This is a genomic window from Paraburkholderia sp. BL17N1 (genome assembly GCF_003634175.1).
Taxonomy (GTDB): domain Bacteria; phylum Pseudomonadota; class Gammaproteobacteria; order Burkholderiales; family Burkholderiaceae; genus Paraburkholderia.
Genome location: NZ_RBIW01000002.1, coordinates 256,513 through 270,643 on the forward strand (window position 1 = coordinate 256,513; position 14,131 = coordinate 270,643).

Annotated in this window: 12 protein-coding genes; 4 read left to right on the plus strand and 8 right to left on the minus strand. The window is 62.2% G+C overall.

All coding sequences use genetic code 11. From position 1 onward, the window contains the following. Positions 1-391: 391 nt before the first annotated feature. Entirely contained in the window at positions 392-871 is a 480-nt protein-coding gene (locus B0G82_RS20995; RefSeq protein ID WP_121308912.1) for a hypothetical protein, read from the plus strand. 744 nt (positions 872-1,615) lie between these two features. Here the strand turns inward: B0G82_RS20995 and B0G82_RS39470 are convergent. Continuing rightward, complete coding sequence (locus B0G82_RS39470; protein WP_147439549.1) at positions 1,616-2,278, minus strand: hypothetical protein; 663 nt, start codon at positions 2,276-2,278, stop codon at positions 1,616-1,618. Between the two features lie 567 nt (positions 2,279-2,845). Here B0G82_RS39470 and B0G82_RS21005 point away from each other — a divergent pair. From B0G82_RS21005 to B0G82_RS21015, 3 genes are all read left to right on the plus strand, one after another. Then, positions 2,846-3,673, plus strand: coding sequence for a PadR family transcriptional regulator (locus B0G82_RS21005; protein ID WP_116145281.1), 828 nt, complete (start codon positions 2,846-2,848; stop codon positions 3,671-3,673). A 96-nt stretch (positions 3,674-3,769) separates the two neighbouring features. Next, the gene (locus B0G82_RS21010) at positions 3,770-4,621 is read left to right on the plus strand and encodes a siderophore-interacting protein (RefSeq protein ID WP_116145283.1); all 852 of its coding nucleotides are present in this window, start codon (positions 3,770-3,772) and stop codon (positions 4,619-4,621) included. A gap of 109 nt (positions 4,622-4,730) precedes the next feature. Further along, positions 4,731-5,987 carry an MFS transporter gene (locus B0G82_RS21015; protein WP_121308914.1) on the plus strand — a complete coding sequence of 419 codons (1,257 nt, stop codon included), beginning with the start codon at positions 4,731-4,733 and terminating at the stop codon, positions 5,985-5,987. A 51-nt stretch (positions 5,988-6,038) separates the two neighbouring features. On the opposite strand, the gene B0G82_RS21020 is transcribed toward B0G82_RS21015, so the two are convergent. From B0G82_RS21020 to B0G82_RS21050, 7 genes are all read right to left on the minus strand, one after another. Beyond that, positions 6,039-7,124 carry an AI-2E family transporter gene (locus tag B0G82_RS21020; protein ID WP_116145287.1) on the minus strand — a complete coding sequence of 362 codons (1,086 nt, stop codon included), beginning with the start codon at positions 7,122-7,124 and terminating at the stop codon, positions 6,039-6,041. A gap of 190 nt (positions 7,125-7,314) precedes the next feature. Continuing rightward, complete coding sequence (locus B0G82_RS21025) at positions 7,315-7,557, minus strand: CsbD family protein (RefSeq protein WP_116120687.1); 243 nt, start codon at positions 7,555-7,557, stop codon at positions 7,315-7,317. Positions 7,558-7,923: 366 nt separating this feature from the next. After that, a complete protein-coding gene (locus B0G82_RS21030; RefSeq protein ID WP_116145289.1) occupies positions 7,924-9,072 on the minus strand; it encodes an enoyl-CoA hydratase/isomerase family protein in 1,149 nt (382 codons plus the stop codon). Further along, positions 9,069-9,887 carry an enoyl-CoA hydratase gene (locus B0G82_RS21035; RefSeq protein ID WP_116145291.1) on the minus strand — a complete coding sequence of 273 codons (819 nt, stop codon included), beginning with the start codon at positions 9,885-9,887 and terminating at the stop codon, positions 9,069-9,071. Before B0G82_RS21035 ends, B0G82_RS21030 begins: the two co-directional genes overlap by 4 nt. Next, positions 9,884-10,798 carry a 3-hydroxyisobutyrate dehydrogenase gene (mmsB, locus tag B0G82_RS21040; protein WP_116145293.1) on the minus strand — a complete coding sequence of 305 codons (915 nt, stop codon included), beginning with the start codon at positions 10,796-10,798 and terminating at the stop codon, positions 9,884-9,886. The genes B0G82_RS21035 and mmsB overlap by 4 nt, the downstream gene beginning before the upstream one ends. A gap of 24 nt (positions 10,799-10,822) precedes the next feature. Continuing rightward, positions 10,823-12,334, minus strand: coding sequence for a CoA-acylating methylmalonate-semialdehyde dehydrogenase (locus B0G82_RS21045; RefSeq protein ID WP_116145295.1), 1,512 nt, complete (start codon positions 12,332-12,334; stop codon positions 10,823-10,825). Between the two features lie 54 nt (positions 12,335-12,388). Beyond that, positions 12,389-14,080: an AMP-binding protein gene (locus tag B0G82_RS21050; RefSeq protein WP_121308915.1), complete on the minus strand. Its 1,692-nt coding sequence runs from the start codon at positions 14,078-14,080 to the stop codon at positions 12,389-12,391. Between the last annotated feature and the right edge of the window lie 51 nt (positions 14,081-14,131).

Consider the following 14,131-nt stretch of genomic DNA (forward strand, 5'->3'; position numbering starts at 1 on the left):
AGGACGAACTGACGCCGATTGAACTGTTGTCGTCTCTCTGTTTTTTCGGATACGAGCGCCACGATGCGAGTGCTTCATGTAACGGAGGGATCTGAATCTCGGCTTCGCCCCTATTGATCGATCTGCCCATGCATCAGCCACGTGCGGTAGCAACGGACAGATACGAGTTTCGCCGATGACGAGCAAAGCTCAGCTTTGATTCAACGAGACGCTCTTAGCAAAGAAGAACTGACAAGTGTTGCCCAACGTTGTCATCGTACCTCTTATAATTCGTAGTCCTGATTATATGAGTTTGTTGCGGATCTTAGCATTTAATGTGAAACGTCGTTTTCCCTACTTGTACGGCGTCGCGATTGTTGATACCGCTAGGATATGTTGCTGGGAGTACGTAATGGCAGACTTCGAAGAGGGTCGCTGGGATTCAGTCTCGCTAAGCGACGTGTCACGTGCATGGTTCGTGACGCAGTGGAAAGGGAAATACTTTGGCAACCCAGATTTTGAGGCGCTAGTGGTAATCGAAGCGCCGCGATCGAAGTGCATTTCCATTGCGCTTTATGAACCGAGCCCAAAGAACTGGCAGGAGCATGAAATTATCAAACTAGCCTCTGGAGGAAATTTTCCGGACTTCGTGGTTACAGACAATCAGCGACTGGTGACCGCTTGCACACTTGCCTGCTTCTGGTTTCATCAGCCGGCGTCGGTCTTCTTGGAAAAGCCTATCACGGCGATGCCTGCAATATCCAACTGCATTCATTCGCTGACGAAGCTCTTGAACGATGCCGACTATCAGTCGGCGAAGTCCGCCGATGAGATTAACGGACGGCTCGAATCATGGCGAACTGACTACAACCGACGTTCCAATTCGTCATAGACGAACACGGGGACTAAGAGCAATGCGACCGTTGCGCGGAGAGCGGGTCCGCCCAATGTCCGGGCAGTACCATGCAAGTTGAGTAATCAAAGCAGCGTATGTTGACGTCAAAGTGCGTGGCTGGTCGCCGTACTATGCCGACGTAACACTCGAGGTTGCGATCAGCTCTTCATAGATTTCGTAGTCGACGAGATTGAAATCACCGAACTTGGTAGCCAAGTCGAGCAATTCGCATGCGCTCCCCGGCCCCTCAGCCCGCGCAAACGTTTCGACAAACGCTATCACTTCCCCAGCACCACGTGGATGGCCGGCAAATCTCTCGCGCTGTGCGATAAAGACATTCAAGCGCTCTGACACAGTTGACGCCGGAAGAGCATTTGCCACAATCGGTACAGTCAAGGCGTGGCATGTTGTGCCTGTCGAACAGGCCGTGGAGATTTGTGTGTTCGGTTGCATAGGAACAGAGTGACTACGGCGACACTCTGTATAACGCGCACCGGCGTGGTTGAAGATACTAATGTATGGTCTGGCTACTAGAGCCCACACCGCATACATCTCTGAAAAGAGATTGGTGAATCCTCGCATCTCGAAGGCGCACGCGCATCGCTACTTCGTGGCGGAGGGTTTACACAGCACGAGAGGAAAATCTGCGTGCAGAGGCGACCGCCAACGCTCGCCACGCGACCCAAATTCAGTGAAAATGCGCGACCACCGGCCGCGCATTGAGAAAGTTACGAAATGTCCTCAGTAGACAATTCCATGTCGGAAAACTGGCTGGACATGCGCCGGCTTCTCGACCATCTGATTTGCATCGACGCAAGGCACGAAGCGCTTCGTGAGCAACAGATTCACGAAAACCCGGCGCAGAGTGATTCCTTCGATATCGGATTCCGCTTGCTGCTCAAGAATCCCACTATGAGCTAAGGCCGACATGGCGGCCCAAATATGACGCGCCGAAGGAGCCGGTCCATTCCGGAATTGTTCGTTGCGGTACGCGCCTTGCGGCACACCGGGTTTAAGAAATACCGAGTGCCCCAACTCTCCCGGTTCGCCTCGAACGTTGAATTGAACCAAAGCTTGCTTTGCCTTCCGCCACTTATCCAGCGCAGCCCAAACTGCAGGGTCTGTCATGTCAGTGAGCCAATAAGTCTGCACGTCGTTAATTTGGACCCGGATGCTCTGCACCAATCCTTGTCGCAGTTGGATGGCTCCGAATCCAAAGTTTACTCGCCCCTCTTTCGTTGCAAAGCAATCCGCATCTGAAGCCGCAACCGGGCACATCATTACCGGCATGTCACCAGGCAGACCAATTGCCTGGTTCGGCCTTGATTCGAAAGATTGGAGAAGTTCCAAGCGACCAATCGCGATGAAACTGGGATTCATATCGAATACTTCGATTCCGTTCATTGTGTTACCTAATATATTTGATTGACTTTGGCACACGCTTTGTGCCGCCACTGCATATTGCTGCCGAAGGGTCGGTTTTGAGGACACGCCGCTTCGACGACTGACTGCTAATTCGTATAGCTCTAAAGACGCTCGATGAAGGGGTGCGAAACCATCCTTCTCGTAGAAGCTTTCATAACGCCCTGAAATCTCCGCCTAACTCGCGCGCTTTAGTGCGCGATCCATTGCAAAGCGCAGCAATCCCCGCTCGGGATGCTTCCCACTGAGTTCTCGCCCGATCGGCAAAAAGCCGCGATACGAGAGCAAGTTCTCACTTTGCGGTCACCACACGCTTTGTCTATTGGCTGCTTGCCTCGCCGCAGGCCGCACCGAAGGCCGATCACCTCCAAAAAATTGTGCATCGCACAACGCAAATTGGCGTTCCCGCACACTTTGTTGTCTCTGAACGGCCCTTTCTCGCTTCCCGCAGACTTTGTTGTCTCCCGATAAGACGCAAAAGAAGTTTGACAAACTATCTTAAGATATATATCTTACGACACATCTTAAGACACAAATGGGAGCACCACCATGCGTCATCATCACCGTTTTTCCCGTCCGCCCATGGCGGACGACCGTTTCCCCGCCGACCAGGAACGCGGCGCGCTCCATGCGTTCTGGCATGCCTTCGGGCATCGCCATGACTACCGCGGCGAACGCGGCAGCGAAGCACGCGGTGACGGCTCCGACCGCCTATCGCTGCACGCCCTGTGGCACGCCATCGGCCGACATCACGAGCATCGCGGCGGTGGGCGTGGCGGGCGCTTCGGCGGTGGCCCGGGCGGCTTCGGCGGCGACGGCGACGGCTTTCCGCGCGGCCGCAAATTCAGTTCCGACGACCTGCAACTGCTGCTTCTGTCGATGATCGGCTCGCAGCCGAGCCACGGCTACGAGCTGATCAAGGCGCTCGAAACGCGCTCGAACGGTTTTTACAGCCCGAGCCCCGGCATGGTCTACCCGGCGCTCACGTATCTGGAAGAACTCGGCTACGTGACCGTGCAGCTCGAAGGCAACCGCAAACGCTACGAACTGTCGGAAACCGGTCGCGAATATCTGGCCGCCAACCGCGACCGCGTCGAACTGATGCTGGCCAAGCTGAACCACATTGCCCGCAAGATGGATTCGGTGCGCCGCGCGTTTGCCGGCGAAGAGCCGGCCGACATCAGCGAAGGCGGCTGGCTGCCCGAGTTGAACGAAGCGCGCCGCGCGCTAAAGCATGCGTTGCTTCGCCGTGACAACGCGCCGGCGGCGGAACAGCGCCGCATCGCTGAAATCCTGCTGCGGGCGGCCAAAGAAATCGAAAGCGAAATCAAGCCGGACCGCGGCGAAAACGACGACAACGCCGAGCCGGCCGCCTGACCCCTACTGCCCGTTGCCAGCCGCGCTCATGCACGCCAGCAACTCCGCTTGCGCGCGTGAACGCTCGCCCATCGAATGAACAGGAGAAGCACTCTTATGCTGACTAAAGACCATCAAGCCGCGAATCTGACCAACAGCCGAGCCGACCTCGCCGTGCATCGCGTGCGCCATCCGCTGAAATTCCGTCTGCTCCAGGTCAAGCAGGTGCGCGCGCTGACCCCGCATCTGATCCGCGTCACATTCACGGGCGACGATCTGCACGACTTCGTCTCCGCGTCGTTCGATGACCACATCAAGGTGTTCTTCCCCGAACCCGGCGCGGACCAACCGGCACTGCCGGAAGCGGGCCCCGACGGTCCGGTGTTTCCGGCGGGCCAGCCGCGTCCGGTCGCGCGCGATTTCACGCCGCGCCGCTTCGATCGCGAGGCGCGCGAACTCGATATCGAGTTCGCGCTGCACGAAGCGGGCCCCGCGGCGACGTGGGCGGCGCAAGCCAAGGTGGGCCAGTATCTCGGTATCGGCGGCCCGCGCGGTTCGCTCGTGATCCCGAAGGGTTTCGACTGGCATCTGCTGATCGGCGACGATACCGCCTTGCCCGCCATCGCCCGGCGCCTCGAAGAGCTGCCGCCCGGCACGCGCGTCGCGGCGGTGATCGAAGTGGCCGATCCCTCGGCGCGGATCGAATTCACGACGCAAGCCGAGTTGCATCTCATCTGGCGCTACCGCAGCGAAGCGGGCATGCGCGGCGAGGCCCTGCTGCAGGCGGTGCGCGACACCTATCTGCCCGAGGACGGCGAAGGCTACGTGTGGGCAGCCGGCGAATCCGCAACCATGCGTGCGGTGCGCTATCACCTGTGCACGGAACGCGGCGTCGACAAATCACGCATTCGCGCGGCCAGCTACTGGAAACAGGGCGCCGAAGCGGTGCACGAAACGCTCGACGATTGAGCGTCGGCCGTTTGCGTGATTGCATGCGCCTCGAGGCGCGTGCAATCCGGCGGCGGCGCGAATCGCGCGAGCACCGTGCCTGCAGAAAACAACAACAAGGAATCGATCGATGTACTCAATAAGCGCAAAGCACGAACGCCGCCTGCTGTGGCTGCTCGCGCTGACGCAGTTCACCATCATCATGGACTTCATGGTGATGATGCCGCTCGGCCCGCAGATCATGCACGCATTCGCCATCACGCCGGCCGCATTCGCGACAGCCGTGTCGGCATATTCATGGTGCTCGGGACTGTCGGGACTGTTCGCGGCGACCTATATCGACCGCTTCGACCGGCGCCGTTTGCTGCTGACCATGTATGCGCTGTTCGCGCTGTCGAATCTGGCGTGCGCGCTGGCCAGCAGTTTTCCGCTGCTGCTCGCCGCACGCGCATTCGCCGGCATCACGGGCGGCGTGTTGGGCTCGGTGATCATGGCGATCGTCGGCGACGTGATTCCGGTTCAGCGCCGCGGCGCCGCCACCGGCACGATCATGACGGCGTTTTCGCTCGCGGCGATCGCGGGCGTGCCGGCCGGTGTGCTGCTGGGCGCGCACTTCGGCTGGGCCACGCCGTTCTTTCTGCTGGTGGCGCTGTCGCTGCTAGTGTGGACGGCGGGACAGCAACTGGTGCCGTCGCTGGCGGAGCACTTGAGCCGCCGTCAGCCGCCGCTCGCGGAGGTGCTGCCGGATTTGTGGCGGCTCCTGAGCAACCCGAGGCATCTGAATGCGTTTGCGCTCACCTTCATGATGATGGTCGCGCACATGCTGGTGATTCCGTTCATCTCACCGGTGCTGGTCGCCAACCACGGCGTGGCGCCCGAGCAATTGTCATGGCTTTATATGGCAGGCGGCGCGGCGACGTTCTTCACTTCGCGTCGCGTAGGCAAGCTCGCTGACAAGTACGGCACGCGGCGCGTGTTCCGGATCGCGGCGGTGCTCGCGTTTGTGCCGGTGCTGTTCGTCACGCATCTGCCGAATCTGCCGTTCTACGCGCTGGTGATGTTCTTCCCGGTTTTCATGGTGCTGATGTCCGGCCGCATGGTGCCGATGCAGGCGCTATTGACCACGGTGCCCGAGCCGGCTCGGCGCGGCGCTTTTCTCAGCGCGAACAGCGCGCTTCAGGCATTGGGTACGGGATGCGGCGCGTGGATCGGCGGCCTGATGCTCAGCGGCTCGCAGAGCGGTCAGATCGTGGGGTACGGCACTGTCGGCTGGGCCTCGGTTGCGGTCGCGCTGGCCGGTGTGCTGTGGGTTTCCCGCGTGCGTGGCGCGCAAGCCGATGCGCCCGCGCCGGGCGTGATGCACGGTGAAGCAATCGGCGAAAGTTGACCGCATGTCTCACGCGGCGCTGTCTTGCACGGCGTCGCGCGGACTCATGCGTCAGTCGGTTTTGCCGGTCAATGCGCGGCGCGCGGCTTCGCCTTCACCGTGTGAAGCTGCATAGAACACGCGCGCCCGTCCGATGATGATTTTCAGCATGGCAATCACCGGCACGGCCAGGAAAATCCCCGCCACGCCGCCCAACTGATCGCCGGCAAGCAAGCCGACAATGACGAGAAACGGACTGACCTCCACGCCTTCGCTCATCAGGTACGGATTGAGCACGTAGTCCTGAAACAGCCGGTAAAGCGCGATAAAAATAACCAGCCAGAGCAGATGCGCATAGCCGCTGAACACGGCCACGATCAACGTGATGGCCACCGCGGCGAGCGGCCCGGCAAACGGCACGAACTCCAGCAAACCGGCGCTCACCGCCAGCAGAAACGCATAAGGCACGCCGAGCAGCGAGAACGCCACGCCATAGCAGATCAGCGTAGCCAGCGATAGAAACAGCAACGCGCGCACGTACTTCGACAACAGCACGTTCAGATCCGTCACGATCTCGGCCCACAACGTGCGATGCCGGTCGTTCAGCAGATCGAGAAAGTCCTCGCGCATCTGCGGACCTTCCTTGATCAACAGGAAGCTCAGAATCGGAATCAGCACGAGATAGATCAGATTGCTGGCCGCGTGCATCACGCCGAGGCCGACGCTGCGCGCCATCGGCACGGCCTTGTCGGAGCCCGTCTCGATCTGGCCGCGCACGAAATCGATGATCCGCTCGCGCAGTGGCTCCAGAAAATGCGGCAACGGGATGCGGTTGGGCACATCGGACTTCATCAACTGAGGCAGTTGCGCGAGCAGGTGCGTCGCTTCGTCCTGCAACTGCACACCGAAGATCGACCCGACCACCGCGATCAACGCGACCACCACCACGAACACCAGCGCGATCGACGCCACCCGCGGCATACGACGCGGCCGGATGCGCTCGACGAGATCCACCATCGGATAGATCAGATAGCTGAAGAAGACCGCGAACACCACCACCAGCACGGTGGACGACGCCATATAAATGCAGAAAAACAGCAACGCGATCAGCAGCGCGGTCCAGACCTGTCTAGCCGTGCGAACATCGAATCCCAGCATGAACCTTCCTCGAATAGACGATGAGATCGGGCGCCTCGAACGCGCCGGGAACATCGGACAGGCATCGCAGACACAGGGCGCCTTGGTAAGCCAAAGCGCCCGTGCAATGAAAGCAGCGTAAAACGCGGGGCAGAAATGACGCGCCGACGCCCGCGCGCTCAACAAACGCAAGGCGCGGCGCGCGACCCGATCAGATCAGCTTGCCGAGCAGGAAGCCGACGCCGACTGCGATCAGCAGCGCCCCGATGGGATTGTTGCGCGTCGTTTCGGCAACCTGGTCGACACTTTCGCCGTATTTCGCCTGTGCCTTGCCGGCAAACTGCCGGACCTTGCCTTCGGCCTGCAGTTCCGCGTCTCCGGTCAGGCCGCCGACGGCGTCCTGCACCTTGCCCGCAGCATCCTTCACCGTACCTTCGAACTGATTTGAATTCATCGATATTCTCCTTTGAACCGGGTCAACAAGCCATTGCCGACAGGAGCTGGCGCTCAATCCTACTCTCCGTCAATGCGGTTATCGCTTTACGCGATCCCGATCATCAGCATGGTTCGTTCCCGGCCACCGTTCGCTCGCTAAAAAAATCGCGCGAGTACGGCGGACAGGCCGGCTCGAGGCTTCGAGGCTGCGCGATTTTTACGGCGCGGCGCGCCGCCGGGTATGGGATGGAAATGATCTACGGCAATGCATGCCGTTCCGTCTGCGAGCGCAGCACGTTGTCGTCGGCGGGCGGCATGGCGCCCGGTTGCGGCTTGCGTACGGGGAGCGGGCGCGGCGCCCGTCCCGTTTTAGCGCTATGGCACTTCAGCCCTGCTCCGCGCCCAAAGCGGCCAGCGGATGCGCGTCGCTCTTCCACGGCGAAGCAAGAAAATGCCTGACGCGCTCCGGCCGCACCTCGGCGAGCGTGGCGGGCGCCCAGCGGGCTTTGCGATCCTTATCGATCAACTGGGCTCGCACGCCTTCGCAGAAGTCGCCCTCCTCGATCACGCGTTTGACAATACCCAACTCCATGCGGAAGCACTCCGCCAGGGTCATCTGCCGGCCGCGCAAAAGCGCCTCACGCGTGACGTAGAGCATGGTGGGCGAATGACTGGTCAGCGCGTCGTAGGTGGACTGCAACCACTGCTTCACCTCGCGCGGCGGCTCACGCAGCAAATCGTGCCGCACCGTGGCAACCATCCGGTCGATGCTCGAACGCCGATCGAAATGCCGCAAGATCAGTGGGGTGAACGCCGCCAGCGGCGCGTGCGGAACGATATTGCACGGCGGTTCGAACACGCCGCGCAAGGCAGCCATCAGATCGCCGTCGAGCGGCATGCGCTGCAGACGCTCCTCGAAACTGGCGAGCCATTCAGCCGGCACGCACAGATCGGCCAGTTGCAGACGCAACGCATCAGCGCCGGACAAGGTCGCGCCGGTCAGCCCGGCATACAACTCGAGCTCCGCCGGCATCACGCTCAGAAAACGCGTCGCGCCGACGTCCGGCAGAAAGCCGATGCGCGTCTCCGGCATGGCGATCTTGCTGCGCTCGGTCACGATGCGCAGCCGCGCTCCCTGGCCGAGCCCCATGCCGCCGCCCATCGCAATGCCGTCGAGCAAAGCAACCACCGGCTTTGGAAACGTGTGCAGCGCATAGTCGAGCCGGTATTCGTCGACGAAGAACGCGAGCCAGCGGCTGTCGTTGTTCTTCGCGAGCCGCTGCACTTCGCGCACGTCGCCGCCGGCGCAGAAGCCCTTGGCGCCCGCGCCTTTCAGCACGAGCGCGACGATGCCCTCATCCGTGCGGCAATGTTCGACCAGCACGGCGAGTTCGCGCACCATCGCATGCGAAAGCGCATTGAGCGCGGCCGGCCGGTTCAACGTGATGATCGCCACGCGGTTCACCACGCGAAACAGAATCTCGCGCTCCGCTTCGAAGCTCGCATCGTGCGCGACGCTTTGCAAGGCGCTCATTGACGCGTCTCCGGTTGCGCGGCATCCCCCTGCGCAGCCTGCGTCACCTGCCAGCGCGGCGTGCGCTTTTCGAGGAATGCATTGACGCCTTCGCGCTGATCGGGGCCGTCGAACAGATCGACGAAACGCTCACGCTCCAGCGCCAGCGCGGCCGCGCGCGGCACGCCGTTGCGGCCCTGATGAATCAGCGCCTTGCTGAAGCCGACCGCTTGCGGGCTCAAGTTGGCGACACGCGCCGCCATGGCCAGCGCCGCCTCGCGCGCCGCGCCCTTCTCCACCACTTCTTCGACCAGACCGATGCGCAACGCCGTCGCCGCATCGACGCGCTCGCCGATCAGAATCATTCGCTTGGCCCAGCCTTCGCCGACCAGCCACGGCAGCGTCTGCGTGCCGCAACCGCAGGGCAGCAAACCGACCGCGGTCTCGGGCAACGCCAGTAACGCATGCTGTTCCGCAATGCGGATATCACAGGCCAGCGCGCATTCGAGCCCGCCGCCCATCGCATAGCCGTTGATCGCCGCGATCACCACGGGCCGCGCATTCTGCAAGGTTTCGAACGCTGCGCCGAAGCGCGCCGCCGCCGTGCGCGCGACTTCGCGGTTGCCGTCGGCGAAGGTGTTCAGGTCGGCGCCCGCGCTGAAGAACTTGGGGCCTTCGCCGGTGATCACGATGGCGCGCACGCGCGCCTCGCCGTTCAGGCGCTCAACGGTCTGCTGCAATTGCAGCAAGCCTTCGGGCGTAAACGCGTTGGCCGGCGGCCGCTTGAGCGTGAGTTGCGCGACGGCGCCGTCATGCGCGTAGTCGAGTTCGATCATGCGGCGCCTCCGTCTTTGCCGCCACGGCCGTCCTGACGATACAGCTTGATGACCGCGGAAAAGTCGAGACGTCCCGCGCCTTTCGTGCTCATCGTCTGATAAAGCTGTTGCGCCAGCGCGCCGAGATAGACCGGTTGACGCGCGGTTCTCGCGGCGTCGGTGGCGAGGCCGAGGTCTTTGAGCATGAGATCGGTGCCGAAGCCGCCCGTGTAACCGCGCGTGGACGGCGCCGTCTCGATCACGCCGGGCATCGGGTTGTAGGTGTCCGAACTCCAGCACCGTCCCGTCGACGTATTGATGATGCCGCCCAGCACTTTCGCGTCGATGCCGAGCGCTTCGCCGAGCGACATGGCTTCGGCGACGCCCGCCATCGTGATGCCGAGCACGAGGTTGTTGCAGATCTTCGCGACCTGGCCCGTGCCGGTGTCACCGCAATGCACGATGTTCTTGCCCATTGCCGAAAGCACCGGCTTGACCTGCTCATACGCGCTCGCGCTGCCGCCGACCATGAAGGTCAGCGTGCCCGCCGCCGCGCCGCCGGTGCCGCCTGAAACCGGTGCATCGACAAAGGTGTTGCCGTGCTGCTGCGCGAGTTCGGCGAACGCCTTGACGCTCGCCGGATCGATCGTGCTCGAATCGATGATCGTCACGCCCTTCGCGATACCGGCGAAGATGCCGTCGTCCGCGCTGAGCACACTGCGCACATGCGCGGCGGCGGGCAGCATGGTGATCACGCATTCCACGTCGGTTACCGCGGCCTTCGGCGAGCAGGCCGCTTTCGCGCCCGCATCGACGAGCGCCTGCACGGCTTGCGCGTTGAGGTCGAATACGTTGACCGCGTGACCCGCCTTGAGCAGGTTGTGCGCCATCGGCGCACCCATGTTGCCGAGTCCGATAAAGCCTATTTTCATGATGTCTCCCGTGGACCCTTGAACTTAGCGCAGGCTGATGGTCGTGTTGACGCCGTCGTTGACGGTGTCGTCGTCGAACCAGCGGGCGGTGACGGTCTTGGTCTGCGTGTAGAACTGCACGACCTGTTTGCCATAGGGGCCGAGGTCGCCGAGCTTCGAGCCGCGCGAGCCGGTAAAGCTGAAGGACGGCACCGGCACGGGAATCGGAATGTTGATGCCGACCTGGCCGATATCGATCTCGCTCTGGAATTTGCGCGCCGCCGCGCCGCTCTGCGTGAAGAGCCCGACGCCGTTGCCGAACGGATTACGGTTGACCAGTGCGATTGCGTCATCGAGCGTCGCTGCGTTCAGCACCACCAGCACCGGACCGAAAATTTCCTGGCGGTAGATTTCCATCTCGGTGGTGACGTCGGTAAAGACCGTCGGGCCGATGAAGTTGCCTTGCTCGTAGCCGGGCACTTTAATGTCGCGGCCGTCGAGCGCGAGGGTCGCGCCTTCTTTCACGCCGGTCTCGATCAGTCCGAGAATGCGCTGCTTCGCCGCGCGCGAAACCACCGGGCCGATGTCCGTGTTCGGCTCGTTGCCCGCATTGACCTTCAGCGTCCTGGCCTTGGCGACCAGGTCCGGCAGCCATTGCTGCGCGGCGCCCACCAGCACGACCACCGAGGTCGCCATGCAACGCTGCCCCGCTGCGCCGAAACCCGCACCGGCCAGCGCATTCAACGTCTGCTCGCGGTTCGCATCGGGCAACACGACGGCGTGGTTTTTCGCGCCCATCATCGATTGCACGCGCTTGCCGTGCTCGCTGCCGAGGCGGTACACATGCGTACCGACCGCCGTCGAGCCGACGAACGAAATGGCCTTCACGAGTTCGTGCGTGCAGAGCGCGTCGACCACCTCCTTGCCACCGTGCACGACATTCAGCACACCCTTCGGCACGCCCGCTTCGAGCGCGAGTTCTACCAGTTGCATGGTCGAAAGCGGGTCTTGCTCGGAAGGCTTCAGCACAAACGTATTGCCGCACACGATCGCCATCGGGAACATCCACAGCGGGATCATCGCCGGGAAGTTGAACGGTGTGATGCCGGCGCATACGCCGATCGGTTGCCGCAGCGTGTACGTATCCACGCCGCCGGCGACGTTCTCCGCGAACTCGCCCTGCTGCAAGGTGCCGATCGAGCATGCATGCTCGACCACTTCGAGGCCGCGGAAGATATCGCCTTCGGCATCGGGAATGGTCTTGCCCTGTTCCGCGCTCAAGGTCTTCGCGATACGCGGCGAATGCTCGCGAATCAGCGCCTGATACTTCAGCATGATGCGCATGCGCGCGCCGATCGGCGTGTCCTTCCAGGTCTTGAACGCGGCGTGGGCGCAACGGATGGCTTCGTTCACTTCATCGGCGGTGGCGAACGGTACGCGCGCCAGCACTTCCTGCGTGGCGGGATTGACGATGTCGCGCCATTCGGCGGTCTTCGATTCGACGAACTCGCCGTTGATCAGCAACTTGACGGTGGCAACGGCTGCATTTGCGCTCATGCTGGAACTCCTCTGCAATGGCCGCGAGGCGGCCGGACAGTGACTGGAAAAATATCAACGCAGATCGGGGAAATCTTCCTCCCAATACTCATCGGGCAAACGCGCGGGTTCGGCCTCGCGCTCCATTTCGCGGCGTCGCAATTCGACGCGACGAATCTTGCCGGAGATGGTCTTGGGCAGTTCGCTGAACTGCAGGCGGCGAATCCGCTTGTACGGTGCGAGCTTTTCGCGCGAGAACGCGAACACGGCGCGTGCGAGTTCGGGACCGGCTTCATAGCCCTGACGCACGGTGACGAATGCTTTGGGCACCGACAGACGCAGTGCGTCGGCGCTCGGCACCACGGCGGCCTCGCCGATCGCCTCGTGCTCGATCAGCACGCTTTCGAGTTCGAACGGACTGAGGCGGTAATCGGACGATTTGAAGACGTCGTCGGCGCGGCCGACGTAGACGTAGTAGCCGTCGTCACGGCGCAGCGCGACGTCGGACGTGCGATAGAAGCCGTTGCGCATGGCTTGCGCGGTGGCGTTGGCGCTGTTCGCGTAGCCGGTCATCAGACCGAGCGGCCGTTGCGCAAGCGGCAGAGCGATTTCGCCTTCGGTAACGGGCTGATCATCGGCGTCGATCAGTTCGATCGTGTAGCCCGGCAGCGGACGCCCCATCGAGCCCGCCACGACCGGCTGGCCCGGCGAATTGCCGATCTGGCAGGTCGTCTCGGTCTGGCCGTAGCCGTCGCGGATCGTAATGTCCCACGCGTGCTTCACGCGCTCGATGACCTCGGGATTCAACGGCTCGCCGGCGCCGACAATCTCGCGCAGCTTGACCGGATAGTCGCTCAGATGCTCCTGCACCAGCATGCGCCAGACAGTAGGCGGTGCGCACAGCGTGGTGATGTTGAAACGCACCAGCGCGTTCAGCGTGTCTTTCGGCACGAAGCGTGGGAAGTTGAAAACGAACACGCAGGCCTGCGCATTCCACGGCGCGAAGAAGCAGCTCCACGCGTGCTTGGCCCAGCCCGGCGAGCTGATATTCCAATGGATGTCGTTCGGTTGCAGGCCGATCCAGTACATCGTCGACAGATGGCCGACCGGATAGCTTTGATGCGTATGTTCGACCAGCTTGGGCTTGGAGGTGGTGCCCGACGTGAAGTACAGCAGCATCGGGTCGGTGGCCAGCGTAATGCCTTCGGGCGTGAATTGCGGCGATGCGTCATAGGCCGCTGCCAGGTCGATCCAGCCGTCGCGCGACGCGCCCACCGAGAGGCGCGTGAGCGGCGCTTCGAGCGCATCGAATTTGGCCAGTTCAGCGCTATCGACCACCGCGAAATTCGCGCCGCCGATCTGCACGCGATCGCGCACGTCATCGGCGGAAAGCTGGGTGGTGGCCGGCAGCACGATCGCGCCGAGCTTCATGGCCGCGAGCATCACGTCCCACAGTTCGACGCGGTTCGGCAGCATCAGCAACAGGCGGTCGCCGCGGCCCACGCCCACGCCGCGCAGGAAATTCGCCATGCGCGCCGAGCGCTCCGACATCTGCGCGTAGGACAGGCGCAGGCCGTCGGTGGCGGGATCGTCGACGATCCATAGCGCTGGGTTGTCGTTATCGCGCGCGATCACGTCGAAGTAGTCGAGCGCCCAGTTGAACTCGCCTAGTGCCGGCCACGCGAATTCGCGGTAGGCGCGGTCGTAGTCGGTTCGATGGCGCAATAACAGGTCACGCGCGTCGAAAAAGGCCTTCGCTGCAGTCATCGTCGTCTCCAGTTGGCGCGGTCTATCCGCTTTGCTTTTTTGTCCCGCTGC

Excerpts from the sequence above, each read along its gene's own strand:
- B0G82_RS20995 (WP_121308912.1), top strand. The coding sequence starts at position 392 with ATGGCAGACTTCGAAGAGGGTCGCTGGGATTCAGTCTCGCTAAGCGAC.
- B0G82_RS39470 (WP_147439549.1), bottom strand. The coding sequence starts at position 2,278 with ATGAACGGAATCGAAGTATTCGATATGAATCCCAGTTTCATCGCGATT.
- B0G82_RS21005 (WP_116145281.1), top strand. The coding sequence starts at position 2,846 with ATGCGTCATCATCACCGTTTTTCCCGTCCGCCCATGGCGGACGACCGT.
- B0G82_RS21010 (WP_116145283.1), top strand. The coding sequence starts at position 3,770 with ATGCTGACTAAAGACCATCAAGCCGCGAATCTGACCAACAGCCGAGCC.
- B0G82_RS21015 (WP_121308914.1), top strand. The coding sequence starts at position 4,731 with ATGTACTCAATAAGCGCAAAGCACGAACGCCGCCTGCTGTGGCTGCTC.
- B0G82_RS21020 (WP_116145287.1), bottom strand. The coding sequence starts at position 7,124 with ATGCTGGGATTCGATGTTCGCACGGCTAGACAGGTCTGGACCGCGCTG.
- B0G82_RS21025 (WP_116120687.1), bottom strand. The coding sequence starts at position 7,557 with ATGAATTCAAATCAGTTCGAAGGTACGGTGAAGGATGCTGCGGGCAAG.
- B0G82_RS21030 (WP_116145289.1), bottom strand. The coding sequence starts at position 9,072 with ATGAGCGCCTTGCAAAGCGTCGCGCACGATGCGAGCTTCGAAGCGGAG.
- B0G82_RS21035 (WP_116145291.1), bottom strand. The coding sequence starts at position 9,887 with ATGATCGAACTCGACTACGCGCATGACGGCGCCGTCGCGCAACTCACG.
- mmsB (WP_116145293.1), bottom strand. The coding sequence starts at position 10,798 with ATGAAAATAGGCTTTATCGGACTCGGCAACATGGGTGCGCCGATGGCG.
- B0G82_RS21045 (WP_116145295.1), bottom strand. The coding sequence starts at position 12,334 with ATGAGCGCAAATGCAGCCGTTGCCACCGTCAAGTTGCTGATCAACGGC.
- B0G82_RS21050 (WP_121308915.1), bottom strand. The coding sequence starts at position 14,080 with ATGACTGCAGCGAAGGCCTTTTTCGACGCGCGTGACCTGTTATTGCGC.